This window comes from Streptomyces sp. NPDC015125, from assembly GCF_043080045.1.
Classification (GTDB): Bacteria; Actinomycetota; Actinomycetes; order Streptomycetales; family Streptomycetaceae; genus Streptomyces.
In genome coordinates this window covers 186,001-211,556 of sequence record NZ_JBIBVF010000002.1, presented here as the reverse complement: position 1 = coordinate 211,556, position 25,556 = coordinate 186,001, and the positions used below count along the sequence as shown (strand labels likewise).

Annotated in this window: 26 protein-coding genes and 2 pseudogenes; 19 read left to right on the top strand and 9 right to left on the bottom strand. The window is 69.3% G+C overall.

Features of this window, described 5'->3' with window-relative positions; translation table 11 throughout:
- The first annotated feature begins 54 nt into the window (after positions 1 to 54).
- From mdlC to ACF088_RS05930, 4 genes are all read left to right on the top strand, one after another.
- The gene (gene mdlC / locus ACF088_RS05945) at positions 55 to 1,674 is read left to right on the top strand and encodes a benzoylformate decarboxylase (RefSeq protein ID WP_392374178.1); all 1,620 of its coding nucleotides are present in this window, start codon (positions 55 to 57) and stop codon (positions 1,672 to 1,674) included.
- Between the two features lie 224 nt (positions 1,675 to 1,898).
- Positions 1,899 to 2,384 (top strand): VOC family protein, encoded by a 486-nt coding sequence (locus tag ACF088_RS05940; protein WP_392374177.1) that lies wholly within the window; start codon positions 1,899 to 1,901, stop codon positions 2,382 to 2,384.
- A 117-nt stretch (positions 2,385 to 2,501) separates the two neighbouring features.
- Positions 2,502 to 2,900, top strand: coding sequence for a VOC family protein (locus tag ACF088_RS05935; RefSeq protein WP_392374176.1), 399 nt, complete (start codon positions 2,502 to 2,504; stop codon positions 2,898 to 2,900).
- A gap of 153 nt (positions 2,901 to 3,053) precedes the next feature.
- On the top strand, positions 3,054 to 3,353 hold the full coding sequence (locus ACF088_RS05930; RefSeq protein WP_392374175.1) for a transposase: 300 nt from the start codon (positions 3,054 to 3,056) through the stop codon (positions 3,351 to 3,353).
- A gap of 130 nt (positions 3,354 to 3,483) precedes the next feature.
- Here the strand turns inward: ACF088_RS05930 and ACF088_RS05925 are convergent.
- Positions 3,484 to 3,646 (bottom strand): annotated as a pseudogene (locus ACF088_RS05925) (site-specific integrase); the annotation flags it as partial.
- A gap of 318 nt (positions 3,647 to 3,964) precedes the next feature.
- Here ACF088_RS05925 and ACF088_RS05920 point away from each other — a divergent pair.
- On the top strand, positions 3,965 to 4,753 hold the full coding sequence (locus tag ACF088_RS05920) for a calcium-binding protein (protein WP_392374174.1): 789 nt from the start codon (positions 3,965 to 3,967) through the stop codon (positions 4,751 to 4,753).
- Between the two features lie 145 nt (positions 4,754 to 4,898).
- Here ACF088_RS05920 and ACF088_RS05915 read toward each other — a convergent pair whose 3' ends face one another.
- Positions 4,899 to 5,576, bottom strand: coding sequence for an HdeD family acid-resistance protein (locus ACF088_RS05915; RefSeq protein ID WP_392374173.1), 678 nt, complete (start codon positions 5,574 to 5,576; stop codon positions 4,899 to 4,901).
- Positions 5,577 to 6,208: 632 nt separating this feature from the next.
- Between ACF088_RS05915 and ACF088_RS05910 the strand changes: the two genes are divergently transcribed.
- Positions 6,209 to 6,661, top strand: coding sequence for a VOC family protein (locus tag ACF088_RS05910; RefSeq protein ID WP_392374172.1), 453 nt, complete (start codon positions 6,209 to 6,211; stop codon positions 6,659 to 6,661).
- A 405-nt stretch (positions 6,662 to 7,066) separates the two neighbouring features.
- On the opposite strand, the gene ACF088_RS05905 is transcribed toward ACF088_RS05910, so the two are convergent.
- Both ACF088_RS05905 and ACF088_RS05900 read right to left on the bottom strand, forming a co-directional pair.
- The gene (locus tag ACF088_RS05905; protein WP_392374171.1) at positions 7,067 to 7,444 is read right to left on the bottom strand and encodes a hypothetical protein; all 378 of its coding nucleotides are present in this window, start codon (positions 7,442 to 7,444) and stop codon (positions 7,067 to 7,069) included.
- Between the two features lie 32 nt (positions 7,445 to 7,476).
- Complete coding sequence (locus ACF088_RS05900) at positions 7,477 to 8,037, bottom strand: class I SAM-dependent methyltransferase (protein ID WP_392374170.1); 561 nt, start codon at positions 8,035 to 8,037, stop codon at positions 7,477 to 7,479.
- Positions 8,038 to 8,517: 480 nt separating this feature from the next.
- Here ACF088_RS05900 and ACF088_RS05895 point away from each other — a divergent pair, with 480 nt between their 5' ends.
- Positions 8,518 to 9,093, top strand: a complete 576-nt coding sequence (locus ACF088_RS05895) for a phosphotransferase (protein ID WP_392374169.1) — start codon at positions 8,518 to 8,520, stop codon at positions 9,091 to 9,093.
- 139 nt (positions 9,094 to 9,232) lie between these two features.
- Here the strand turns inward: ACF088_RS05895 and ACF088_RS05890 are convergent, their stop codons facing one another.
- A complete protein-coding gene (locus ACF088_RS05890) occupies positions 9,233 to 9,922 on the bottom strand; it encodes a M24 family metallopeptidase (RefSeq protein WP_392374168.1) in 690 nt (229 codons plus the stop codon).
- 209 nt (positions 9,923 to 10,131) lie between these two features.
- Here ACF088_RS05890 and ACF088_RS05885 point away from each other — a divergent pair, with 209 nt between their 5' ends.
- A complete protein-coding gene (locus ACF088_RS05885; protein ID WP_392374167.1) occupies positions 10,132 to 10,770 on the top strand; it encodes a molybdopterin-dependent oxidoreductase in 639 nt (212 codons plus the stop codon).
- Positions 10,771 to 10,975: 205 nt separating this feature from the next.
- Here ACF088_RS05885 and ACF088_RS05880 read toward each other — a convergent pair whose 3' ends face one another.
- Complete coding sequence (locus ACF088_RS05880) at positions 10,976 to 11,782, bottom strand: alpha/beta fold hydrolase (RefSeq protein WP_392374166.1); 807 nt, start codon at positions 11,780 to 11,782, stop codon at positions 10,976 to 10,978.
- A gap of 135 nt (positions 11,783 to 11,917) precedes the next feature.
- Between ACF088_RS05880 and ACF088_RS05875 the strand changes: the two genes are divergently transcribed.
- The 3 genes from ACF088_RS05875 to ACF088_RS05865 all read left to right on the top strand — a co-directional run bounded on the left by ACF088_RS05875 (position 11,918) and on the right by ACF088_RS05865 (position 14,715).
- Positions 11,918 to 12,784: a helix-turn-helix domain-containing protein gene (locus ACF088_RS05875; RefSeq protein ID WP_392374165.1), complete on the top strand. Its 867-nt coding sequence runs from the start codon at positions 11,918 to 11,920 to the stop codon at positions 12,782 to 12,784.
- Positions 12,785 to 13,017: 233 nt separating this feature from the next.
- Entirely contained in the window at positions 13,018 to 13,758 is a 741-nt protein-coding gene (locus ACF088_RS05870) for a class I SAM-dependent methyltransferase (RefSeq protein WP_392374164.1), read from the top strand.
- A 54-nt stretch (positions 13,759 to 13,812) separates the two neighbouring features.
- Positions 13,813 to 14,715, top strand: a complete 903-nt coding sequence (locus ACF088_RS05865; protein ID WP_392374163.1) for an aminoglycoside phosphotransferase family protein — start codon at positions 13,813 to 13,815, stop codon at positions 14,713 to 14,715.
- 221 nt (positions 14,716 to 14,936) lie between these two features.
- On the opposite strand, the pseudogene ACF088_RS05860 reads toward ACF088_RS05865, so the two are convergent.
- A pseudogene (locus ACF088_RS05860) lies at positions 14,937 to 15,089 on the bottom strand (Tn3 family transposase); the annotation flags it as partial.
- Here ACF088_RS05860 and ACF088_RS05855 point away from each other — a divergent pair.
- On the top strand, positions 15,084 to 15,383 hold the full coding sequence (locus ACF088_RS05855; protein WP_392374162.1) for an SDR family oxidoreductase: 300 nt from the start codon (positions 15,084 to 15,086) through the stop codon (positions 15,381 to 15,383). The pseudogene ACF088_RS05860 and the gene ACF088_RS05855 sit on opposite strands and share 6 nt — an antisense overlap.
- Here the strand turns inward: ACF088_RS05855 and ACF088_RS05850 are convergent.
- Positions 15,361 to 16,389 carry an SAM-dependent methyltransferase gene (locus ACF088_RS05850; protein ID WP_392374161.1) on the bottom strand — a complete coding sequence of 343 codons (1,029 nt, stop codon included), beginning with the start codon at positions 16,387 to 16,389 and terminating at the stop codon, positions 15,361 to 15,363. The two genes, ACF088_RS05855 and ACF088_RS05850, sit on opposite strands and share 23 nt — an antisense overlap.
- Positions 16,390 to 16,447: 58 nt before the next feature.
- Positions 16,448 to 17,560 (bottom strand): ATP-grasp domain-containing protein, encoded by a 1,113-nt coding sequence (locus tag ACF088_RS05845; protein ID WP_392374160.1) that lies wholly within the window; start codon positions 17,558 to 17,560, stop codon positions 16,448 to 16,450.
- Positions 17,561 to 18,141: 581 nt separating this feature from the next.
- Between ACF088_RS05845 and ACF088_RS05840 the strand changes: the two genes are divergently transcribed.
- The 7 genes from ACF088_RS05840 to ACF088_RS05810 all read left to right on the top strand — a co-directional run bounded on the left by ACF088_RS05840 (position 18,142) and on the right by ACF088_RS05810 (position 25,531).
- Positions 18,142 to 18,882 (top strand): YqcI/YcgG family protein, encoded by a 741-nt coding sequence (locus ACF088_RS05840; protein WP_392374159.1) that lies wholly within the window; start codon positions 18,142 to 18,144, stop codon positions 18,880 to 18,882.
- Between the two features lie 105 nt (positions 18,883 to 18,987).
- Positions 18,988 to 19,878 carry a nucleoside-diphosphate kinase gene (locus tag ACF088_RS05835; protein WP_392374158.1) on the top strand — a complete coding sequence of 297 codons (891 nt, stop codon included), beginning with the start codon at positions 18,988 to 18,990 and terminating at the stop codon, positions 19,876 to 19,878.
- A complete protein-coding gene (locus ACF088_RS05830) occupies positions 19,875 to 20,897 on the top strand; it encodes a GNAT family N-acetyltransferase (RefSeq protein ID WP_392374157.1) in 1,023 nt (340 codons plus the stop codon). Before ACF088_RS05835 ends, ACF088_RS05830 begins: the two co-directional genes overlap by 4 nt.
- 35 nt (positions 20,898 to 20,932) lie before the next feature.
- The gene (locus ACF088_RS05825) at positions 20,933 to 22,309 is read left to right on the top strand and encodes a hypothetical protein (protein ID WP_392374156.1); all 1,377 of its coding nucleotides are present in this window, start codon (positions 20,933 to 20,935) and stop codon (positions 22,307 to 22,309) included.
- Positions 22,310 to 22,314: 5 nt separating this feature from the next.
- Positions 22,315 to 23,199, top strand: a complete 885-nt coding sequence (locus tag ACF088_RS05820) for an isocitrate lyase/phosphoenolpyruvate mutase family protein (RefSeq protein ID WP_392374155.1) — start codon at positions 22,315 to 22,317, stop codon at positions 23,197 to 23,199.
- Complete coding sequence (gene aepY, locus ACF088_RS05815; RefSeq protein WP_392374154.1) at positions 23,196 to 24,335, top strand: phosphonopyruvate decarboxylase; 1,140 nt, start codon at positions 23,196 to 23,198, stop codon at positions 24,333 to 24,335. Before ACF088_RS05820 ends, aepY begins: the two co-directional genes overlap by 4 nt.
- Positions 24,332 to 25,531, top strand: a complete 1,200-nt coding sequence (locus ACF088_RS05810) for a phosphonoacetaldehyde reductase (RefSeq protein WP_392374153.1) — start codon at positions 24,332 to 24,334, stop codon at positions 25,529 to 25,531. Before aepY ends, ACF088_RS05810 begins: the two co-directional genes overlap by 4 nt.
- Positions 25,532 to 25,556: the final 25 nt, after the last annotated feature.

Here is a 25,556-nt window from a genome sequence, read left to right as displayed (position 1 = left end):
ATCGCCGACCGGTCATCGGAACGACGACGCAAGTGCGCGACGAAGGGACATGCTGTGCCGACTGTCCGTCAAGCCACCATCGATCTGCTCAGGCAGCACGGGCTGAACACATGGTTCGGTAATCCCGGCTCCACCGAACTGACCCTGCTGGATGAATTCCCCAGCGACTTCCGCTATCTCCTGGGGCTGCAGGAAATGGTGCCGGTCGGCATGGCCGATGGCTTCTCACAAGTCACCGGACGTCCCACTCTGGTCAACCTGCACACCGCGCCCGGCCTCGGCAACGCCATCGGCGCCCTGTACAACGCCTACCTGAACAAGACCCCGCTCATCGTCACCGCGGGCAACCAGCGTCGTACCATGCAGAATCAGAAGACCCTCCTGACCAACGAGGACGCCGTCCTGGTCCCGCGTCCGTTCGTCAAATGGTCCGCCGAACCGGCCATCGCGAGCGAGGTACCCGCGGTCCTCGCCCGCGCCATCCATATCGCGATGTCCCCGCCCACCGGACCGGTCTTCGTCTCCCTGCCGATGGACGACATGGCCTACGAACTCAACGACGCCCAGACCGCGGAGATCGAGGTGATCCGGGACCGGGAGGTCACCCACGCCGGAGGCTTCCGTAAGGACCTGGCGAAGAAGATCGCCGGCCGGCTCTCCGCCGCGAAGTCGCCCGCCTTCGTCGTCCACGGCGACCTGGAGCACGCCGGAGCCTGGGACCTGGTCGTGAAGCTGGCCGAGCGCAGCAAGGCCGCCGTGTGGACTTCGCCCCTCCCGGGGCTGTCCGGGTTCCCGGAGAACCACCCTCTGTACCAGGGCCTGCTTCCGCCCGGCGCCGGCTGGATCTCCGAAGAGCTGAAGGGGCACGACCTCGTCGTGGTCCTGGGCGGGCCGGCCTTCCGCTACTACCCCTACATCCCCGGCCCGTATCTGCCCGAGGGCACCTCCCTCATCCACATCACGAGCGACCCGGACGAGGCCGCCCGCGCACCCATCGGCGACGCCTACGTGGCGGACGTCCGGGCCGCGGTGGAGGCTCTGCTGGGCGAAACTTCCGAATCGTCGCGCACGGCCCCCCAGGCCCGGCCCGACGTGGCGCGCCCGGAACGGGCCGAGGCCCCGATGCAGGCCGCGGACCTGTGGACGGCCGTCGGCCACGCCGCCCCGGCGGACGCCCTGTTCGTGAGTGAGGCGGGTTCCAACGAGGTCCCGATCACGGAATACGTACGGCCCGGTGCCGCCCTCTCCCACCTGTCCGCTGTCGGCGCGGGCCTCGGATTCGGGCTGCCCGCCGCTGTCGGTGCCCAACTCGGCACCCCGGACCGCCCGGTGATCGCCCTCATGGGCGACGGGTCGATGCACTACGCGATCACGTCCCTGTGGACCGCGGCCCGCTACAAGATCCCACTGACGATCGTCGTCTCCTCCAACGACGAATACGGCGTCCTCAAGCAGTTCGCCGACATCGAGAGCGCCACCGGCATCCCCGGACTCGACCTGCCCGAGCTGAACATCTCGGCCACCGCCGCGAGTTACGGCATCGACGCGCACGAAGCCAACGACACCGACCAGGTCGCCGAGATGCTCCGCGCCGGAGTCGACGACCGGGAACGCCCGACCCTCATCAACGTCCGGACGAACAGGGTCAAGAAGGTCGCCCCCCGCCTGACCTGAGCCCACCCAACCCGGCAGAGACGGTCGGCGAGTGTCCCCCACCGCCCCGTCCGTCGCTGCCGGCCGAGCGGAGGGCCCGGTCGGGACATGGGTGAACGCACCCTTCTTTACGCACAACGATCGGGGCAGGCTGCCAGCGGGTGCGGCGGCTGGCTGAGAACGGCAAACTGGTCACGATCGGCCTCGACCCCTGAGTGCCGAGCCAACGCGCTCTGAGGTGAGCCATGAACGTGGAAGCTGACATCCCGAGCCTCGTCGGCGTCCACCACCTGAAGCTGCCGGTACGCGATCTCGCCCGCTCCGAGACGTGGTACGGGCGCACGCTCGGCTACCGGCGGGCGGCCGAGTTCATCGAGCAGGGGGCGTTGATGGAGATCGTGCTGAGCCACCCGGACGGCGGACCGGACCTGGTGCTACGGCTCGCCCCGGACCGGGCCGAGGCCGCCGCCGGCTTCGACTACTTCGCGATCGCGGTCCCCGACAGCGCCGCGATCGCGGCGCTCGCCGCTCGCCTGGAAGCCCTTGACGAGCCGCACGGCGGCGTCTGGCGCGGTCTGCGCGGATGGATGCTGCCACGGCTGCACGACCCCGACGGTCACGAGGTGCGTTTCTACACCATCGAGGAACACACCTCGGGCGAGCCCGGCGAGGTCATGCGCATGGTGGACCCGCAGGAAAGCGCCGAGCAGGTGCGGCCCGCCTCGCCGTAGGCAGCCCGACCGGAGGTCCCGACTACGTAGTGTCCGTGGGGCCGGTGCCAGAGGTAGGTCCTAGCCTCATCCTCCAAGGACTAACGCCAGCACCCGGAGGGCAGCACCATGGCCTCGATGCCACAGAAGATCACCACTTTCCTCATGTTCGAGGGCAGGGCGGAGGAAGCACTGACTTTCTACCTGTCGCTGTTCGAGGACGCCGAGGTCGTCGACATCTCCCGCTACGGCGCCGCCGGCCCCGGCGAGGCCGGCACTGTCCAGCGCGCCACGTTCTCGCTCGCCGGACAGCGGTTCATGTGCATCGACAGCCATGTCAAGCACAATTTCGGGTTCACTCCGGCGGTATCCCTGTTCGTCGAGTGCGACACCGAGGCCGAGCTCGACCGCCTCTACGGCGCCCTCGCCGAACAGGGCACGGAGCTCATGCCGCTGGACTCGTACGGCTTCAGCGCCAAGTTCGGCTGGGTGAACGACCGCTTCGGCGTCTCCTGGCAGTTGAACCTGCCCGAGTGACGGTGGAGCGACGCAGAATCCACAGCAATGGCTCATACCCCGTCCGGGCGGAACGGGCAGGGATGCGAGCGGTGGGCGGCGCACAGGCTGCGGCCGTAGTTCCAGGCGTGCCAACCGCCGGTCCCTGGGCTTTAGGTCCCATCACCGGCAAACTTGAGCAACACGGCCTCCAGGCGCTCCCACTGCCACGCCGACTCCCTGCGACGACGCGGCATCGCCGCCACGATCCCCGAGAAGGACGACCAGAAGAAGCACCGCCGAAACCGTGGCAGTCTCGGCGGCCGGCCGCCCGGTTTCGACCGGGAGATCTACCGTCGACGCAACACTTTCGAACGCTGCTTCAACCACCTCAAGGGCTTCCGCGGGATCGCCACCAGATACGACAGGACCGCCACCTCCTACGAAACAGCGGTCACCCTCGCGTCGTTCCTGCTCTGGGCAAGACCCGTTTGAAGACGGACCCTAGAGTCCTCTCCGCGCAGGCGGAGGTGAGCCTTCCGGCAGTAGAGACCGCCGAGGTTCCCGCCCGTCCTCTCCGCGCAGGCGAAGGTGAGCCGACGCCATCCACGAGGTCACCCGCCTTGAAGGCCGGCACCACGGGTGCGTCGTGGCCGCGCTCACGGCACCAGGCGAGCCAGGAGAGTACCGCCCGCCCGGCGGGCGTTCCAGGTGTTCACTGCAGAACTGCCCCAGAGCAGCTCCAGCGCCTCGCCGATCTCCTCGCCGGCCACGGTCGCAAGCGGTCGCGTCCCGGCCTGCTTCGCGGCTGGTTCTGAGTTAGGACACCGGGGCCGGCATGGAGCCGATACATCGCTGGCGTTCACACACGGTCACCAACAGGCCGGGTTCCTCGGTGAACTGGTGACAGTTGCATACGAGAGCACACCAGTAAACCGAGGCCGGAAGATGGCGTGAGCCCCGCGCTCGTCCTGACAGCCGTGTGATCGATGGGCAACCATTCCTGCGACCTGATGGTCATGTCCGTGCCACACCCGTACTGGGGGGCATTGTCAGCTCCGCCTTGGGACGTACCTGAGGCGCTGGAACATGGGGGAGACACCTTCATGCATCACCGCACCACCGTGGCAGGTTTCGCCGGGGCACTCGCCCTGTCCGCGCTCACGATTCCGGCGACCGCCCAGGCGGATGACTTCTCGGGTGACATCGAGATCACGAAGGTGGTCGTCAACGGAGGGAAGGACATCGTCCTGGGGACCACGGACGTGAAGACGTTCAGCATCTCGGTGACGGCCACGGACAACTCGGGCATCGAGGTCGGAAGGACCTTCCCGGTCATGTGGCACACCCCCCTCCCGAACGGCGACTATTACGGTCTCGTGACGCCCGACACCATCGCGGGCAAGTGCGTGCGCCAGAGCTTCACCACGACCACCTGCACCTACACGCTGAAAATCAACCCGCGCATCCATCCCCAGGACAACACCACGGCCGGGACCTGGACCGTGAGAGCCCACGCCCTGGCCAACGACGGTGACTACATCACCAAGGATTCCGCCGCGAAGGCGAAGGTCCTGCGCAACTCCAGGCTGAGCGTCAACGCCTCGCCGGAACCGGTGAAGAAGAACAATACGATCACCGTCGCAGGCGCCCTGAACCGCGCCAATTGGGAGACCTACAAGTACGGGGGCTACACCAAGCAGCCGGTGAAGCTCCAGTTCAAGAAGAAGGGAACCAGCACCTACAAGACCCTCAAGACCGTCACGACGGACAGCAAGGGCAACCTGAGGACGACGACAAAGGCCACGGCGGACGGCTACTTCCGCTACTCCTTCGCAGGCACGTCCACCGCCCCGGCGGTCGCCTCCGCGGCGGACTACGTCGACGTGAAGTAACCCTCGGAAGGGTCATCCATCCTCCAGCAAGCGCAGAAGGCTCAGGCCGGAGAGATGGAAATGCTTCGCCGTCGTGAGTCCGCTCCCCCGTTCCCTGCGCGTTGCCGTCTCCCTCTCCCTGGAGACGCAGGAGAAGAAGACCGACTCAGTGCTGGGGGTGGGGGCGGGAGTGGAACATGGGCCGCCGCTTGGTGGCGGTGCCCTGGGTGAGGCGGCCGAGTTCGACGCGCATCTTGATGGCGTGGAAGACCTCGACTGCACCCACGACGATGGCCATGATGCCCACCACCAAGGTCAGCGCGGCGATCGAGCCGAACGGCAACACGATCAGCACGACGCCCGCCAAAGTGGTGATGATCCCCGAGAAGATCTGCCAGCCGCGCGCCGGTATCTCCTCGGAGGATGCCGCTGTGGCGGTCACCATGATGCCGCGCAGCAGCCAGCCGAAGCCGATCCACAGCGCGAGCAACAGAATCGATTCCAGGGTGCCCCGGAAACAGACCAGGCCCAGCAGGATGAACAGCGCGCCCGCGACGAAATGCAACACCCGCAGGTGCCGAGGAACGTGTGTGCCGAAGGCAGCGGCCAGCTGAAAGACACCGGTGGCCAGCAGGTAGATGCCGAAGAGCACGCCGACGACCCGCAGGGTCTGGCTGGGCCAGGCCAGGGCGACGACGCCCAGGGCGATCGCGGCCAGGCCCATGGTGAGCAGGAATTGCCATCCCATGTTCGCCAGGGCGCCCAGGCCCCCGGCCGGGGGGACATCTCTGGGCTCGGTGCCGTGCGGAGGGCCGGTACCTGCGGAATCGGAGGGGTATGTCATGCCGTCTGCCTCCTCCAGGAAAGAGCACGGTCAGAGGGATCCAGTTACATCGTCACCCGCCTGGCCCCGTCCCGCCTGGCGGGCGCTCACAGGTCCCGTCGGTACCGCCGGGCGCCATACCGTCCCCGAGGGGACAGAAAGGCCGCTTGGGCTCCGGCCGCGCGTCCACGGGTTGCAGCGGGCACCGTGGCGCGATGACATGGAAGGCAGCGGCCGTCTCGGCTGTCCGTAAAAGAAGCGCCGCCACGGGGCTCACTGCCATCGCCAAAGCATGTCGGTCACCTTGAGCTCTCTCCGTCCCGGTGAATGGGTGCGCCGCCGCCGGTCTCCCGCTGGTGGGCGCTGACGAGTTCCCCCGAGTTCCCCCGAGGGATGCCGACGCCCTGTCGCGGTGCCTCCATCAACCGGCACGGCCCGGTCGGTCGACCCGACCAGGGGAAACGCGCCCTGGACGGCACCGGTCTGTACGGGCGAGGGCTGTACGGGCGAGGGCTGTACGGGCGGGGGCTGTACGGGCGGGGGCTGTACGGGCGGAACGGTGCCCGCAGTGGTGTGCACCGGCGGCGTCGGGATCGTGAAATTGACAATGCGCCGGATATCCGGATATCGCGGTCAGTGGAGAGAGGCTGGAGATGGGCAACGACGGTATTCCGGCCCCGAGTGAGGGGCTGCTGATGACACATTTCCTGACGGTGCGTAATGTGGCGCGTTCGCGCCGCTTCTACAGCGAGGTGATGGGCGGGCAGGTCGTCCTGGAGGAGAATCCTTGCATCGTCAAGCTCGCCAACAGCTGGATCATCATGAATCCGGGCGGCGGCCCCACCCCGGACAAGCCCGATGTGACGCTGGTCCCACCCGATGAGCCGCACACCGTCTCCAGCTTCATGAACCTGCGGGTCGCCGACATCCAGGCCTGCTACGCCCAATGGAGCGCGAAGGGAGCGGAGTTCCTGACTCCGCCGATCGACCGGCGTGCCGAGGTCCGCTGCTACCTGCGCGATCCTGATGGCTACCTGATCGAGGTCGGGCAGGCCACCGGAATGCTGGAAGGTATTTTCGCCCGCACCGACACCGATTCCGGGTAGTTCACCCTCCCTCGGCAGCTCGGCAGGTCCGCAGGTCGGCAGCTCGGCAGGTCCGCAGGTCCGCAGGTCCATGGCGCTGCCCACCCAGGAATGTTCCGTCACGCTGCCGGCTCTCCGGTGCGCACAGGCCAAGGCCACCAGGCATCGAGATCCCGTACCGGTCCGGCTTCTCGGCGGACCTCTCCGGCCGGCGGGATGCGGGGCAGCGCGGCATCGGACGTCCGGTGAGGCCGGCCAGGAGCGGGGCAAGCAAGGTGCGGGCAGCGGTCCGGGCCGCGTACGGGTTGCCGGGCAGGCCCACGATCCCAGTGGTCGTTGGGGAGTTGGGCGAGCAGTTGCGGATGTCCGGGGCGGACGGGGACCGCGTCCACCACCCACCCGGCACCGTGCTCGGCCAGCAGCCGCCTAAGCACCCGTCGAAGCGTCCTCGCCCGCCCGGCGGATGTGCCTCCCCGGGGCCTGCACCGGGCCGCGTTCCGTCGCGCCCCGGCCCGCACTGCGTGCTCCAGCGGCATCACCGCCTCGGCGCCGCTGGCACCAGCGCGTCGGTGGAGATCTCCACGGCCTCACCCTCGGCCAGTCCCCGGGGGCCCCTCGGCGGCGCTCGCGCGCACCGCACCAGCCGGCAGCCGCCACGGGGCCTGGTTCGGCAACGGCGTAGCCATCCATGGCCGCGGGGTCGAAGGCCGGAAGGGGCTGCCGGGTGCAGAGGTCCTCGGCCAGCGTCACTCCGGCTGCCCATGTGAGCGGGGCTCGCGGGGCGGGCAGAGGATCGGGGGCCAAGGGGCCAGAGGTGAGGGGTGAGGGGTGAGTAGTCAGCGCCCGACGATCAGCCGTACCGCCCCGTGGAGTTCGGGCTGCGTACGGTGAAAGCCGTATTTCTCGTCCCAGGCTCCCGAGGCCAGGTCGGCATCGAGCTTGGCCATCGCGCGTTCCTCCACGCCGGGTTCGAGGAACGTCCAGGCGGATTGGGCGCGCCGTACGGCCGGGTCGAGGAAGGACTCGGGGCGGGCGTAGAACGCCTCGGTGAACCCGTCCACGCAGTCGATCGGGACGGGCACCGGGTGGACCGCGGTGCCGGGGCCGAGGGCATCGGTGATCGTCCCGATGGCCGGGTGGCGGGCTGCCTCCGCACGTTGCAGTTCGGGGACGTAGTCCATCAGCCACAGCCTCCCCAGTTCGTCGCCGTCGAAGGCCAGGACGACGACCGGGCCACGGGCGACCCGGCGCATCTCGCGCAGTCCGGCGGCCAGGTCCGGCCATTGGTGGAGCGTGACCATGGCCATGGCGGAATCCACCGAATCGTCGTCGAACGGCAGTGCCTCCGCGACTCCGTGAATCGCGGGCGCGAGGTGGGCCGGACGCTGCGCCCGCATCGCCGGGGAGCACGTGCCGGCCCGCCGGTTCGTACGAGCCCGCGCCCGCACCGACGTTCACGACCGTCTGTGCCGAGTGCAGCGTGCACCAGGAAGGCGATCCGGGGATCGGTCCGGCGAACGCGGCTGTAGCCCTCGCCCACCAGCCCGTAATCCGTGTCTCCCCTCACCTTCGACATACGATCTTCCTCTCAACTCGCCTGCCTACAGGGGCATACGGGGCATACGGGAGAACATGATGGCCTCATCCCCATCCCGCCACGACAAAGAACCACTGGCCGGTGGCGGCGTCAACCACGTCGTCCGCAGCGGACGGACGGTCCGGCGCCCCGGGGGACCATGGAGTCCCACCGTCCACGCTCTCCTCGGCCACCTGCGGGAGGCGGGGTTCACCGGTGCCCCGCTCGCCCACGGTTTCGACGACGACGGGGACGGGGACGGGGACGGGGACGGGAGATCCTGGACCATCTGTCGGGCGAGGTGGCGCACTACCCCCTGCCCGAGTACGTACGGACGGACGCCTCCCTCGAAGCGGTCGCCCGGCTTTTGCGTGCCTACCACGACGCGACCGCCGGCTTCCTCCCGCCTTTGGATGCCCAGTGGTACCAGCCGCCGCGCGAGCCCGCCGAGGTGGTCTGCCACGGTGACCTCGCCCCGTACAACACGGTCTACCGGGACGGGGTCCCAGTGGCGCTCATCGGCTTCGACACCGCTCACCCCGGCCCGCGGGTCTGGGACCTCGCCTATGCCGCATACCGGTTCGTGCCATTGACCGGGCCGGACAACCGGGACTTCCCCCTGCCGGTGGCCCAGCAGGCGCGTCGGCTGCGGCTGTTCGCCGACGCGTACGCGCTTGATCACGCCACCCGTAAAGCCCTGCCCCACACCGCGGCCGAGCGGCTGGAACACCTCGTGGGACACATGCACGAGCGGGCCGCAGCCGGTGTCTCCGCCTTCGCCCGGCATATTGCCGACGGCCACGACGCGCTCTACCGGGCGGACCGGGCATACATCGCACGCCACGAGGAAGCGTTCGTCGCGGCGCTGCTGCGCTGAGCCGAGGAGCTCAGCCGAGGAGCTCAGCCGATGTGTACCGCGCGTGGGCCGAAACTCGCGAGCCGTCTGGGGGGCGCAAGGGGCTCTGGGGGCGGCCTGCACCGCTGCGGCGCCGATGCTCGACCCAGCAGACGGCGTGTCAGCCGAGGTCCAGCAGCTGCTCGTAGAAGCCGCCGATTTCCCGTTCCGTGTCGATGAGGTGGATCTCCAGGATCCAGTGGCAGCGCCGGCCCGCCTTGTCGGTGCGCCGCAGCGGGGTGTCATTGGCCGGGGTGAGGTAGGACTCGGTGTCGGCACCGTCGATCTTCTCGTGCGGGAACTCTCCGACCAGGTGGCCCGCATGCCAACCTCCCAGGGCCCAGCCGGCCTCGACGGCAAGGTGCTCGACCCGGGCGTACAGCTGCTTGCCGGTGATGTCCGGGCAGGACTCGAAGGCCTGGCGACCGGCCGCGAAGATCTTGGGAAGGGCGTCCCGCAGGCGGTGTTTGGCGGGGTCGTCGCCCAGGACGTAGGTGCGGCCGAAGTCGGCTTCGTACGCCTCGAAGATCGGGCCGAAGTCGGCGAAGGCGATGTCGTCGGTGCCGATGGTGCGGTCCGGTGGGTTGTCCCGGTACGGCCGGAGGGTGTGCGGTCCGGAGCGGACGATCCGTTTGTGCCAGTGGCGGGTGGTGCCGAACATCTCGTTGGCCAGGTCCCGGACGCGGTCGCTGACCGCACGCTCACTCTCACCGGGGGCCACCAGGCCACGGGCCGCGATCTCGTGGAACAGCGCCTCGGCCTTGGCCTGGGCCTCCAGCAGCCGCTCGGCGCGTACGGATTCATTCGCCATACGACAAAACCTAAGGCTCCGGCATCGAGGACGGCGAACCAGACTCCCCGACCGTGGTCGTGGCCGGGGCCGTGGCCGCGGTCGCGGTCGCGGTCGCGGCGCCAGTCGGCCGGCACGCCCGGTTGCGGATGCTGACCGAGTCCGCCGGAGTTCCGTAGAGGAGAATGTGTGCGATACCGCGTCGTCGATGAGCAGGGAGGACCGATCCGATGGGACGTGACGAGCCCGGCACGGGCTGTGGCCCGTACACCGCCGATGGGCTCCTTCCCCCTGGGCAGCGGCTCGCCCGGGGCTGGCCCGTCTCGCACTACGGCCCCGTCCCCAGGTTCCGGCCCGACCGCTGGGACCTGAAGGTCTTCGGCGCCACCGGCACAGGCGACAACCACACCTGGACCCTCGACGAATTCGCAGCGCTGCCGACCGTCGAGGTCGTCGCCGATCTGCACTGCGCGACAGGACCCACGTCGACCGGCCACGAGTGGTTCGGCGTCGCTGCCACCACACTGCTGGCGCTGGCACCTCCCTCGCCCCGGGTCACGCACGTCATGGCCTGGGCGGAATACGGCTACAGCGCGAACATGCGGCTCGGCGACTTCGCCTCCGCCCGGACGCTCCTGGCCACACACCACAACGGAGAATCGCTCACCGCCGAGCACGGCTTCCCCCTGCGCCTCGTCGTCCCCCACCTCTACGGCTACAAAGGCCCCAAGTGGCTGCGCGGCATCGAGTACATGACGGCCGACCGCCGCGGCTTCTGGGAAGAGCGCGGCTACCACAACATCGGCGAGGCATGGCGAGGCCGGCGTCACTCCTACCAAGAGGAAGTCGGCGACGGGCCTCCTCTGTAAGCAGGCATGGCCGATGCGAGGGTGCGCTTCCGGGCCGGCGACACCGATCGCCCCACCGTCATCGCGAAGAACCGGCTGGTCGTCGGCACCGAACAGGCGACCCGAAGCCGGAACGGCTGAGTTCGCCAGGCGGCGGGCAGCGGGCGGCAGGTCGCGGGTGGCGGGCACTGGGCAGCGGGGCGGGGCGGGCCGGGGCGGTGGCGGATCAGCAGCCGAGACCGGTAGTGAAGCTCTCCAACGCCGCGGCGACTTCGACGGGAGCCTCCAGGGGCAGCAGGTGCCCGCTGGCCGGGACGATCTCGAACCGGGCCTGGGGGACGCTGGGCAGGAGGCAGCGGCGCAGCACGTGCGGCGGTTCGACCTGGTCGCGCTCGCCGGCCAGGACGAGGACGGGGACATCGATCGTCCTGGCGGCGTCCGTGACGTCCGCGGCAATACCCCGCATGGGCCACTCCAGACGCGCGGCTTCGTCGCTGTTCAGACTGTCCCGCACGACGGCGCTCCGGACGGCCCCCGTTAGCGGCGTGGCGGTGAGGGCGTGGTCGAGCGCCTGACCGACGGACTGCGCCGAATCGTAGGCGTGTGAGAGGGACTGCCGGTACTCGGCAGTCACGCTCGCGGGCGGCTCCGGCGGTGCGGGGGCCAGCAGTGCCACCCCTGCCAGGCCCGGGGGACGGCGGGCGGCGGCGAGCAGACTCACTTTGCCGCCCATCGAGTGCCCGACGAGGACGAACGTGCCCAGGCCCAGGCCCTTGACGATGTCGATGAGATCGTCGGTGAGCCGGTCCAGTCGGTACGGGCCGGGCAGCGCCCGCGACAGGCCCCAGCCGCGCTGGTCGAAACGGACCGTGTCCCGATCAGCCGGGAGCCGCTCCACGACGGCGTCCCACGTACCGGCGGACCCACCCCAGTAGTGCACGAACACCAGCGTGGGCCCGCCCCGCTCCCGTCGGCGGACCTCGATCGAGCCGTCTGCCACAGGTACGTGGTGCGTTGTGGATACTGTCGTCATGGAGACCTCTGAGCTGTATCGCGGAAGGGTACGAAGAACTGCTCCAGCTTGAGTTCACGCCGCTGAGCAGTGGATATGCTCCAAACGCTACAGACGCGCCGCAGCGCAAGCCCGGTCGAAAGGTGCAAGCTTCTTGTGAAAAGCGGTCAGCTTCCCGGAGTCAAACAGCTGCGCTACTCGCCGGCTCCCCGGGCACCGTTCGATGTGGAAATGCTCAGCTTCGCGCAACTGCGGCTCATGGATCGCAGCCGCCAACGAACCCGCCCCCAACGCCCGGACTTCCATGTCATGGCCTTGGTGCAGTCGGGCGTAGGACGACACACCGCCGATTTCGTCGATCACCCCCTGCGGGAGCGAACCGTCGTGTGGATACGTCCGGGCGTGGTGCACCGCTGGACCGATGTCGACGATCTGGAAGGCCCCCTGCTGCTGTTCACGCAGGGCTTGCCGCCTGCTCCCGGCCCCGTGGCGCAAGCGGCGGGAGACATCTTCGGCCCGGCCTGCTGGCAACTGGACAAGGACGCCTGGGACCTGTCCATCTGGGCCGCGGACCATCTGAGGCACGAGCATGCGGCAGCGGTGTCGAATCCGCGACTGGCCTCGGCGCCGCTGCTCGCCCACCTTCTGTCGGCCCTGGTGCTGCGGGTGCTGCCCGTCGAGCCGGCCGAGCCACCGACAGGCAACCCCCACGAACACACCGTCTTCCACCGCTACCGGGCCGCGGTGGAGCAACGGTTCACACGGCACCACCGCGTACGTGACTATGCCTCCACCCTCGGCTATGAACCGCGCACCCTCACCGCAACGGGCCTGGGCGCCAAACAGTTCCTCGACCAACGGATTCTGCTGGAGGCCAAACGACTGCTCGCACACACCGACCTACCCGCCGCGCGCTGCGCAGAGCACCTCGGCTTCCAGGACGCCGCGAACTTCACCACGTTCTTCCAGCGTCAGGCCGGGCTGTCCCCCGGCCGCTGGCGCACGCGGCACGACGGCCACTGAGCAGAGCACGCCGGCCCCCGTTCACCGCAGCAGTGACGCTGCGCGCCGCGCCCGGCAATGGAGCCTGCCGCCGAACCGGCACAAACACGGACCTGCTCTGCGATGTCACGTGAGCACAGGTGGTGGCGCAAGGTGTGAGCACAGGGACACCGGCCTTGGGGACCAAGAAAGGCTGAGTAGCTGTTGGACGCGCGGGCCTGTCCGGCGGATCATGCGACTACTAGGCTGCGACGATGCAGTCTGCAGATCGGGACCAGGCGAACGGCTACGACAGCTTCGCTGAAATGTTCTCGGCGGAGACCGAGAACAGCCTGGTAAACGCGTATTACGAGCGGCCCGCAATGTTGGCCCTGGCCGGAGACGTGACTGGCCGTCGGATCCTCGACGCCGGCTGCGGCTCAGGCCCCCTGTCCTCTGCGCTACGCGACCGCGGTGCCGTCGTCACCGGCATCGACGCCAGCGCCGGGATGCTGGCGCTGGCGAGGCGGCGGCTCGGCGACGATGTAGCCCTCCACGTGGTCGACCTACGCGACCCTATGCCGTTCGACGACGGGACGTTCGACGACGTGGCCGCATCGCTGGTGCTGCACTACCTGGAAGACTGGGGGCCGACGCTGGCCGAGTTGCGGCGGGTACTCCGGCCCGGCGGCCGGCTGATCGCGTCGGTGAGCCACCCCTTCACGGCCTACGCGCACCGGGATCCCCGACCCGACTACCACGCCACCACCAGCTATACCTTCAACTGGACTCTCAACGGGCATTCCGTCCCGATGGAGTTGTGGCGCAGGCCGTTGCAGGCGATGACCGATGCCTTCGCCGCCGCCGGCTTCCGTCTTTGCGTCATCAGCGAGCCGCAGCCCGATCCGGCCGCCCGCGAACTGTTCCCGGCCGGCTTCCAGGACCTTTCGACCAACCCCAACTTCCTGTTCTTCGTCGTCGAGGTACCGCCGTCGGCCACCGGCTCAGGCAGCTAGCCAGTCGCGGATCACGGGCGAAGCCAGAATCCTGCCCCAGTAGGGTGGCTCCGCATGACCGACTCCGAGATCGAGATCACCGCAGACCTGGTCCATGACCTGCTGCAGGAGCAGCATCCGGACCTCGCAGGACTGGCCATCCGCGAAGTAGCGGGTGGGTGGGGCAACCAAATGTGGCGCCTTGGGGACGACCTGGCCGTGCGCATGCCGCGTACAGAAGGTGCCCCGGACCTCCTGCGCAAGGAGTGCCGGTGGCTGCCCGTCCTGGCCCCGCGCCTGCCGCTCCCGGTCCCCAACCCCGTACGGATCGGTGAACCTTCTGCGCGCTTCCCGAAGCCCTGGGCCATCATGACGTGGGTCCCCGGCGAGCCACTGGACTACACCTCCATCAGCCGCGGCGACCACGCGGCCGACACTCTGGCGGGCTTCCTCAAGGCACTCCACGTGGAGGCGCCCGAAGACGCGCCGATCAGTGAGGACCGCGGCGACCACCCCAAGAAGTGCACGGACGGCTTCGACCACCTCTTCCACGCCGTCGTCCCCGACGACCTCGCCGACGATGTCCGGGCCGTCTGGGACGACGCCGTCGCGGCGCCCGAGTGGGAGGGCCCGCCGCTCTGGGTGCACGGCGACCTTCATCCCGCGAACGTCGTCGTCTCGGGCGGGACGCTCTCGGGCGTGATCGACTTCGATGCCATGTTCGCCGGCGATCCGGCGTGGGACCTCGCGGCCGCATGGGTCGTCCTTCCCGCCGACGCCGCCTCACCCTTCTTCGACGCATACGCGCAGGCAGACGAGGGGACGATCCGGCGCGCCCGCGGGCTGGCCGCCCTGAAGAGCCTGTTCCTCATGCTCATGGGCCAGAACGGCGACCGGGGCCTTCCTGGCGGCAAGCCGACATGGGGACCCGCAGGCCGGGCAGCACTCGATCGTGTTCTGAGCGGCGGTTTGATGTAGGCACGGAGCGACCGGGCCTCATCCGATACCCGCTGCCGGAGCTGCCGCAACCTCTGTGTCCCGTCCCCGCCGGTCGGCGGCGGGCTTCCCGGAGTGCAACGACCCGCCCCGGACGGCGGATGCGGCGCTCACTCCTCCTGGCCGTCGTCGTCATCGTCGAAGTCGACGGCGTCCGGGGCGCGCAGGGGCCGCAGCCCCTTCACCGGCCGGGAGGCGGTGAAGGCGAGCTTGTGGCGGGACTCCTGGACGGTGAGCTGCTTGTCCATCCGGCGGCGGTAGGTGTCGTCGACCGGGTCGACGACGGCGAGCAGGTGCAGGGCCTTGGCGATGCGCCCGTACTCGGCGAACGCCTGTCCCAGCGGCGTGGGATGCCCCTCGCGGCCGGCTCCGCCGCGGTGGCGCTGGGATCTCTCGGTCACCAGGACGAGGTCGCCGCGGCCGTGGCTTTCCTCGCTTCCGCTGACGCCGCGTACCTCACCGGCCAGGATCCGGTCGTCGACGGCGGCCTCGTCGGCTCGGTGCCGGCCGCCTGGGGGCGGGTCTCCCAGCCGTCGGCCGGGAGACCCGTACGCCGCCGGCGACTTGGCAAGGGGTGGTGCACGGCTGCCACCTCACCTTTGCCGGCCTTCTGCACGGCATGCTGCCTCACTCCCCCGCACGGGGGGTGAGCTCGAAGAGATATCCGTTGGGGGGTGTGGTGCTCGGCTGCACCGAGCGGCACTCCCAGCCGCTCTCCTCGAACGCCTTGTGCCACTGATCGTATGTCGGCAGGTAGTCGCCCATCAGGGCGTGGATCGCCTCGAATCCGAGGGTGAAGATCGTGGTGTCCGGCCCGGGCAGTTCGGTCGTCCGTACGACATCGCAGATGAACAGGCGCTTGGCCGCGGGGAACGCGGTGCGCAAGCGGCGCAGAGTGCGCACGCAGCTGTCGTGGGGCCAGAAGTCGTGGCCCATGAAGACGCAGGTGACCGTGTCGACATCGGCGAACTCCGGGCGGGGTTCGAGGGCGAGGACGTCGCCCTGGAGCACGGTGATCCGGTCGGTGAGGCCCGCCTCGTCGACGGACTCGGTGGCCAGTTGCACGGAGGCGTGGGAGATGTCGACGCCCACCCCGCGCGCACCCGGGTGGTTGCCGAGGATGCGGATCAGCCGCTGTCCGGAGCCGCAACCGAGGTCGGCGACCTTCTCGACGGGCGGGTCGGCCAGCACCCGGTCGAAGAGGGGCTCGACCTCTTCCTCACCGATCAGCCGGGACCCGAGGGCCACGGCACGCATATCGCGGTGGTAGAAGGTGCCGGTCCTGCGCTTGGTCCAGGTGACATCGGGCGCGGTGCTGAACAGTTCGCCGCAGCCTTTCACCAGCCAGTAGACGTAGCCGCGGGCGGCGTACGCTGCGTCGAACAGCGCGCCCGGTATGACCAGTTCATCGTTCTTGACCTCGACGACATTCGCCCAGTGCAGTGTGCGATGGATGCTGCGTATGACTCCGTCGTCGAGCCGTTCGTCACCGCCGTTCCCGAACGGCGCCTCCCCGTGCTCGGCCAACTGATCCAGAATGCCGAGCTGTTGGGCCGCGGACAGCGCCGCGGTGGCGACATAGGAGGAGAAGAGGTCCGCCACCGGACCGCGGGTCCATTCGGTCGGCTCCGGTGCGGCCGTCCTGGACGAAGACATGCTGTGCCACCCTTCGTTTCGACTGTGCTGATCCGGCCGCCGTGCGACCGGACGGTGGTCAAAGGCCGCGCGACACCACGGGTGCCATGTGGTCCCTCACCTGGTTCAGCCGCTGGACCACCTCGTCCTCGGTGTCCCCGCGCACGGAGATGATGGCCACGGCGTCGTTGCAGTTCTCGGGTTCGGACAGGGTGTCCCCGGGTGCGGCCAGGATCTGGCGCTCCAACACCCACGGTTCGTCCGGCGGCGTCAAGGGCTGCTCCAGCACGCCGGCGCCCGCGTAGATGACCGTGAAGCCGGTCAGATGGGCGGCAGGAGCCGGTGATGCGGGAACGGTGCCCTCGACCTGCGCCTGGATCACGGCCTCGTCCAGATTGACCCCGGTCCGGGAGAGGAATCCGGCGATGACGCCGCCACCGCCTGCCCGGGCCGCGATCTCGCAGAAGACGATGTCGTCGCCCCGTACGAACATCTCGTGGTGTGTCACCCCGGTGAAGCCCGGGTGGGCGGTCAGGACGCGCTGATTGAACTCCAGCAGCGCGTCGAGTCGCGGGCCCGGTGCGACGGCCACATCGCGACACGGACGCAGTTCGGTGTAGGACGTGGTCTCGTCGATGTAGCGGCCGGCGACGGCCGCGACGACCTCGGAGTCCTGGACCACGCTGTCCACGTGGAAGAGTTGTCCGTCGATGAATTCCTCCACCTCGAACTCGTGCAGCCGCTCCTCCTGTTGAACGGTGAAAGCATGCACCTCGGCCGGGTCGCGCAGCACGAAGATGTCCCGTGATCCACTGCCCAGCCGCGGTTTTGCGACTACGGCGGTTGCTCTGGCCAGCAGGTCGAGGGCGGCTGGTTCGCTGAACGCGGCGAACTCGGGGACCAGGACGCCGTGCCGCCGTAGATGCTCCTTCATGAGGACCTTGTCCCGGAAGTGCAGCGCCTGGGCCACCGTCTGGCCGGGGATCGCGAGCTCCTCGCGCAGCTCCGCCGCCGGCAGCAGAAAGCGTTCGGTCACGGCCACCAGGCGATCCGCCTTCCGCCCCTTGAACCCCGCCTGGTATCGCACCGCGTCCTTGAGCGCCGCCACGTCGTACGCGTCCACGGCAAGGACCGACTCCAGCTCGTCGCCGACCGCCTCGGTCACCTTGGCCAGCGAAGTGACGAGCCGCACCCCGTACCGGTCGGGCGACAGGAAACTCCTCCCACCCTCACCCCGGTAAAAGGAATACCCGATCCGGTCGAGCAAAAGGACAGTCGACCTACGTTTTTCATAACCCATTACGTTCGCAACCCCCGGTGCGCCCCACAGGCGTGTCCACCCACACTATGCGAATTGTTCTCGGGTGCTTCAGGAATGCCGCTGCCGGCTTGATCAGTCTTTGTGCAGCAGGCGGAGATACGAGATCAAACTCGGATACCGACCATAGACAGATGCTTCAACTAATGTCCAGTGAATTTTCGAAAGGCGGCGAATGTAAGCCGGTTCCTGACAGGTCGCACCATTCGCCCGTTTCGTTGAAACTCGACCGAAGTAAGTCATTCCACATCCACTCTCACGCCCGTGAACAGCGCAGAGATTATTTCCAGTCACAATTCAAGCCAAGATCAACTATGCTTGACGATCACTTGTTCACACTGTTAAATGAGTGAATCTCTGCTGAATAGACAGTTTCGATATCGCGTCGCCCACGGCGGTGGAACGGAAGTCGGCCGCACCGGCGAGTGATAGCGGAGAAGGGGGAAGGTGATTCCATGGGTCGCCTATGGAACTCCGGAGGGCAGTCCTTAGAGAGGACTCCAAGACGGTTTCCGGACTGGGCTCCGGACGTATACGAGGCCTTTACAGGAAAACTGCTCGACACAGCACACAGTTATCCCTGCTATTTCGGCACGCAGGGGCAGCAGCGCGGCCACAACTGGTTCACCGTCGTCGACCCGCGTTTCCCGGCGGAGCACGGGGTGCCGGCGCTGGCGGACGCCCTGAAGGAGTTCCGGGAACGCGCCCGGACGGGGCCGAAGCGGCAGTCATTGATCGTCTTTGTGGGGCCGCCCGATCCGGAGGCCCGGCTTGCCGATCACCAAACCGCCTTCTGGGACCTCCTCAGGGACCTGAGCGCCATCGACACATCGCCCTGGCCTCCCGGCTATCCCACCGATACCGGTGATCCGGCATGGCAGTGGTGTTTCGCCGGCTCCCCCTGGTTCACCTTTATGACCAGCCCCGGCTACCGCGACCGCCGAAGCCGCGACCTCGGACCGTGTCTGACGATCGTCCTCCAGACCCGCAGGGTCTTCGAGGGCCTGGGCGGCTCCACCGTGGCGGGCCAGGCCGCGAAGCGACGCATCAGAAAAGACCTGGAGCGGTACGACGCCCTCGCGCCGCATCCGTATCTCGGCGACCCCATGTTCTCCTCCGCCCATAAGTGGCGGCAGTACGCGCTGCCCGACGACCAGTCGGTGGGAACTCCCGAGAAGTGCCCCTTCGTCAACTGACCTCGGCGCCCGTACGGCCTGCCCCACCCTGACGCGTGGCACCACGGCTCCGCACCGGGCCGACGAGTGCTCCGCCGATCCGACCGGTCGAAAGGTGACTGCTCCATGTCCGCTCCAGACTTCTGGTCCCGTCATGTCTTCGTCCTCTTCAGCTCCGATGCGCTCTACCGCGGAGTGCACGGCGAGATGGTCGCCCGGCTCCGCAAGGAGGGCTTTCCCCCGGTCGCGGCGCGGCCGCTGCACGCCGACCCCGAACTGATCGACGATCTGTACGCGGATCTCATCGCCGGGCAGTGGCAGACCTGGCGGTATCGCCTGGTCGACGCCGTCCTCGCACTCGGCCCCGCCATGGCCCTGATCTGCCGGTACGAAGGGAACGCGGACAACGCCCATGAGGCGCTCGCGCGCCGCAAGGGCTACCAGCATCCCGAACGTGCCGAACCGGGCACCCTGAGACGGGACTTCGGCGCCGTCAACAGCATCGTCGGCCTGATGCACAGCTCCGACGGTCCGGTGGAGTCCGAACGTGAAGCCGCCGTCTTCGGGCTGACGGCGGCCGACGCGGCCGCCGACCCCGAGGCCGCGGCCGCCGCGATCGACTACCTCTGCGAGATCACCACCCCGCACGCCCCGGAACGGCGGGACTTCGACCAGGTACTGGCCTCGTTACGCACCAGAGTGGTCGCCTCGCTCTGGGAGTACCTGCCCGGCGCCGTCCAGCAGGACGTCCGGGCCCGCTTTCCCGAGCGGTCCGGGCTGGGCCGCGTCGGAGCCGGAAGCGACCTCGCCTCGCTCCTGACGGGGCATGCTCCCGACGCCCTTCTCGCCTTACTGCGCTGCGACTTCGAGCCGGATGCGGCCGACGCGATGCGGATGTCGGTCGCCGACAAGGCACTGCGGACGACGGGTGTCGTACTCGACGACTGGGAGCGCGTGGTCCTGGAGTCCTCGCTGCACTTCCCGCCACTGCGCGCGAGCCGGCAGGTGACGCCGTGACCTCCACGGACACCGATATCCGCATCACCGTCACGGACTCCATCGCGTCGGTCGGCCGAAGTGCCTGGACCGAGCTGGTGGACGCCTGCGACGCCCCCGTGTTCCACGGCTACGACTTCCTGCGCAGCGTCGAGTCCTCGCCCCTGACCTACCCGTCCACGGCCTACTATCTGCTGGCCCACGGCGACGGCGGCGAGTTGGTGGCCGCCCTGCCGGTCTTCCTCCAGCGGACGCGTGACCCGTTCGCCACGGGTCCCGGCGCCGACACCGTCCTCGACGCACTGGTCGGCAACGTCTGGCACTGCTACGACACCCGTCTGCTGTGCCGGGGACCGCTCAGCGCCTGGCTGGTCGAACAGTTCTGGACGGCCCTGGGCGACCTGGCCCGCGACCACCGCGCACAGTTGTGGGGGCTGGTGAACATCGCTGCCCGGGAGCCACTGGCCCAGCAGCTCAAGGCCATCGGGGTCGAGGTCGAGGAGACCGTCCCCCGCTACCGGCTGCCCCTCGCGGACGGACCGGCAACCCTGGACGAGCATCTGGCCGGCATCGGGCGCGCCTCCCGCAGGTCGTTGCGGCAATACGCGCGCCGGGCCGAGCGTGCCGGCGCCAGGATCACCCTGCGCACCGGGCGGGAGGCGCTCGACGACGAGGTACTGGGCCTGTGCCTGAGTACGGCCGACAAGCACGCCCCCGGGTACTACCCGCCGGACCGCCTGGGCGCGCTGATCGAGAGCCTGGGCGAGAGCTGCCGGCTCCTGCGGATCGAGCTGGACGGCACCTTGCTGGCCGTCTCCGTCTGCCTCTACGACGACACCCGGATGCATGCCTGGGCCGGTGGGTGCCGGTACCCGGCGGAGCTCAACTGGAGCCCGCAGTATGCGCTGTTCGACGCCGAGCTCAAGGCGGGGTTCGCCTCCGGCCGCCCCGTCCTGGAGTGCGGCCGGCGCAACGACGAGTTCAAGACGCGCTACGGCCTGCAGTCATACCCGCTGGCCCGCGCGGTTCAGCGCCGCTGAAGCAGCCACCGACGTCTTGGAATGGGGAATCACGCATGTCAGCCACAGCGGCAGAGGGATTCGGCCGCAGGGCCGCCGCACTGCTGCGGTCAGCCGCCAACGACCTGAAGCGGGACGACGAGAACGCCGAACGGGACCTCGGTCTGGAACCGGGCACCTTCGCGGACCACACCTCCGGGAAGCGGCCGGTCGACTGGGCACTGCTGCGCCGGGCGGCCGAGGTCTGGCCGCTCAACGAACGCGACCTGCTGCCCGTCCACGACGACTGCCCGGCCGGACTGTCGGTGCTGCGGGCCGCGGAGTCGCTGGCCGGCTCGCGCGTCCTGGCCCGGGGCGGCGAGGGATATTACGAGTACCGCGACACCGCCATGTCCAGGATCGCCTCCTACCGGCCCGAGTGGATCCGGATGCTGCGGGTGGTCGAGGACAACTCCGCGGACAATCCGCGGGTTCAGTGGAACCGCGGTCATCTGCTCTACCAGTTCACCTACTTCGTCGGCCCCGTGAACTATTACTACCGCTGGGGAGACACGTCGTACTGCGTCCCCATGGAGACCGGTGACTCGGTCTGGGGTCTCCCCTTCGCCCCGCACTCCTTCACGGCCCGCACTGACTCCGAGCCCGCCTACATCCTCGCGCTGACCTACGGCGGCGGCCTGGTCGGCGACGCCCAGCGCGAACTGGCGGTACTGGGCCGCCGGCCGGCCCACGACCTCGCGCTCCCCGTAGCGGGATCCCCCTCGTCGCTGCCCGGTCTGATCCGGTCCTTCATGGCGGCGCGGTGTGTCACCCCGGCCGAGATCGCCGACCGTACCGGACTCGCCGCCGATCGCCTCACGGAGCTGTGCAGCCCGGGCGCCACGGCCACCGAGACCGAACTCGCCCTGCTCGCCGAAGCATTGGGCGTGTCCGTACGCGACCTCCTGGCTCCGCGCAGCACCTCCCACCACGGCGTGTCCATCCAGCACGGCCGCGACGCACGCAGTTGGGACTACCCCGGCAAGGACGATCCCGCCTACCGGTTCACGCAGTTGGCCGGGGACCCCTTGCACCCGCACACCACCGCCCTCCAGGTCGACGTCCGTGCCACGACGGCCTCGGACGACGCCCGCCTGGTCACGCATCAGCACCAGTACCTCTACGTACTGGGGGACGCCCCGGTGGAGGTCGCCTGGGAGCACGACGGCCAACGCCGCACGGACGTGCTCGAACCGGGCGACTCCGCGTACATCGAACCGCTGGTTCCGGTCACCTTCTCCGCCACCGGAGACGCCCTGCCGCGCCTCCTGCTGCTCAGGATCGCCGGAGCCGTCACCCCCGAAGTGCGCCACGCCCTGGGGTCCATGGCCCAGGGCGGCATCGACCGCTACATAGCCGAAGACCGCCTGTGGTACAGCAAGGAAGGGAACTGAACACCGTGCCGGAATCTCAGCCGCCCCGGGCCCCCGGGTCCAAGGCCGCCCGACTGCGGGCGCAACTGAACGGACCGTCCGTGGTCCGTGCGGTGGGCGCACACGACGGTCTGACCGCCAAGCTGGTGCAGCGCGCCGGCTTCGAGGCCGTGTGGGCCTCCAGCTTCGAGATCTCGGCGAGCCACGGTCTGCCGGACGCCAGCCTGGTGACGATGACGCAGTACCTGGACGCCGCGATCGCCATGGACGCAGTCACCGACATCCCCATCATCGCGGACTGCGACACCGGCTTCGGCGGGCCGATGAACGCGGCCTACGCCATGCAGCGGTACGAGCGGGCCGGCATCGCCGCGCTGTGCATCGAGGACAAGCTGTTTCCCAAGATCAACAGCTTTGCCGACGCGGCGCAGGACCTGCTGCCCACCGAGGACTTCGCCCTGAAGATCAAGAACGCGGCCGAGGTGCGGACCGATCCCGACACCCTGCTCATCGCCCGGACGGAGGCGCTGATCGCCGGCCTGGAGGTGTCGGAGGCGCTGGAGCGTGCCCACGCCTATGTCGCCGCCGGTGCGGACGCCGTTCTCGTGCACAGCAAGAGCCGCCGCCCCGAGGAGGTACTGGAGTTCGCCGGCCGGTGGCATTCCGAGGTGCCGCTGGTCGCGGTCCCCACCACGTACCACACGGTCACCGAGAGCGAGTTGTACGGGGCGGGGTTCCGGCTGGTGATCTACGCGAACCAGGGCCTGCGCGCCGCGGTGAAGGGCGTACAGGAGGTGTTGCACGATCTCGGCTCCGCCACCGGCGCCGCGGCGATCGAGGAGCGGATCGCACCGATGGCCGAGGTCTTCGCGCTCCAGGGCATGCCGTCGAGCTTCCGCACCACGCCATGACCGACTCCCCCACGTTCCTGGAGGCGTTGGAAGGCGCCGGGGTCGGCCTGGTGTCCGGCGTGCCGTGCTCGTACTTCGCGGGGCCGATCCGGCTGCTCGGAGGGCACCCGTCGATCCGCTACGTACCGGCGGTCAACGAGGGCAGTGCGCTGGCCATCGCCGCCGGTGCACGGCTGACCGGCGAGCCGGCCGCGGTCCTCGCGCAGAACTCCGGGTTCGGGAACTTGGTCAACCCCCTGACCTCCCTGGTCCTCCCGTACCGCATCCCGCTGCTGGTCTTCGTCAGCATGCGCGGCTGGCCGGCGGCGGATGCGGGCGAACCCCAGCATCACTGGATGGGCCGGGTCGTGCCCCAGTGGCTGGAGTCGCTGGAGGTGCCGTACTGGTGGCTCACCGACGGCGGTCCGCCCGTCGAGGCGGTGCTCAAGGAGGCCCTGCCCGTCCTGGACACCGGGCGGCCCGCCTTCGTCCTGGTCGCCAAAGGAGCCATCCGCGACGAGGCGCCGGCGCCGGCCGAGATCACCGCAGCAGAGGTCTCCCTCCCCGACCGCGACGACGTGGTGGACGCGGTCCTCGCCGAGGTGCGCGACGAACGGATCCTGTCCACCACCGGGTTCCTCTCGCGCACTCTGTACAACCGCCAGGACCGGCCCGGCAACTTCTACATGCAGGGCTCGATGGGGCACCTCGCGGGCCTCGCCCTGGGCGCCGCACTGGCCCGGCCCGAAGAGCGCTTCGTGGCCTTGGACGGCGACGGCTCTCTGCTGATGCACATGGGCACCCTGGCCACGGTCGGCGCCTGCGCACCGCGGAACCTGGTCCATGTCGTCTTCGACAACCGGGCGTACGACTCCACCGGCGGTCAGCCGACGACCTCCGCGACCACCGACTTCGCGGCCGTCGCCCGGGGCTGCGGATACCGGGAGGTGCGCCGAGTGGGTTCCGTGGCCGAGTTGCGGCCGGCCCTGCGCACGCTGCTCGATGCCCAAGGCCCCGGCCTGCTGGCCGTGAACGGCAGGGTGGGCGGCTCGCCCGGGGAGCGTGCGTCGAGCAGTCTGTCCGTCGCGGACCTCGCCGCACGGTTCGCGGGCGGGTTCCGGGCAGGTCCGGTGGCGGAAGCGGGGCCGACACCATGACGAGCACACCCGTGGCGACGGTCACCGGCATCTGGGCCGGCCTGGAGCGCCTGCCGGGCCACCCGGCCGCCCACCTGGGCCGCGGTGCCGCGGCACGTCTGGGCGAGGCCCTGTCCGCGCTCGGTGCGGAACGCATCCTGGTGGTGCACGGCCGGACCTCCTATCAACGGTCGGGCGCCCACGCGTTCGTCGCGGCCCTGCCGGCCCGGCACACCGTGGAGCACTTCGACGGCGTGCGCCCCAACCCGGACATCGAGCAGATCCGGGCCGGCATCGCCGCCTTCCGGCGCTTCAGACCCCAGGCGGTCCTCGGCATCGGCGGCGGCAGCAGCCTCGACGTGGCCAAGGCGATCGCCGTGCTGGCCGCGCAGCGGGAAAGCCCCGAAGAGTGCCTGCGGCACCCCGACGCCATCACCGAGGACCGCCGGTGCGCGCTGGTGCTGATGCCCACCACCGCGGGCTCCGGAAGCGAGATGACACGCTTCGCCACCGTCTACGCCGAAGGGCGCAAATACTCTCTCGACGTGGCGGGGGCCAGGGCCGACCTGGTCATCGTCGACCAGAACCTGACCGCGTCGCTGCCCCTGCGGGACTGTGTCGCGACCGGTCTGGACGCGCTGAGTCAGAGCATCGAGTCGTACTGGTCGGTCTCGGCGACGACGGCCTCCCGGGCGCTGGCCCTGGACGCCCTGGACAGGCTGCTGCCGGCGCTGGCCCGCGCGGCGGACACCGGTTCCTTCACCGATCCACGGGTGCGCACCGACATGGCCCACGGCGCCTCGCTGGCCGGCACCGCGATCGACATCACCCGCACCACCGCGGCACATGCCCTGTCGTACGACCTGACGATGCGGCTCGGTCTGGCCCACGGCACGGCCGTGGCCCTGCATCTGCCCTGGCTGATCAAGCGCCACGCCACGGTGACCGAGCCGGACTGCCGGCATCCGCAGGGCGCCGCGGCCGTACGCGGCGCGGTGACCGTCGTCGAGAACCGCGCACAGAGCACTGCCGGGCGCAGCGTCCGGCAGTTGACCGGACAACTGCTGGCGCTGGCCGGCCAGCCGACCGGGATCAGCGAACTCCTGCTGCCCGCGGACCAGTGGCTCGCCCCCATGACGGCGGCCCTGACCTCCGGCCGGGCGGCCAACAACCCTTGCGTACTGACCGAAGCCGACGTACTGCGGCTACTGCACTGAGCACGAACCAGGAAAGGCGGACCAT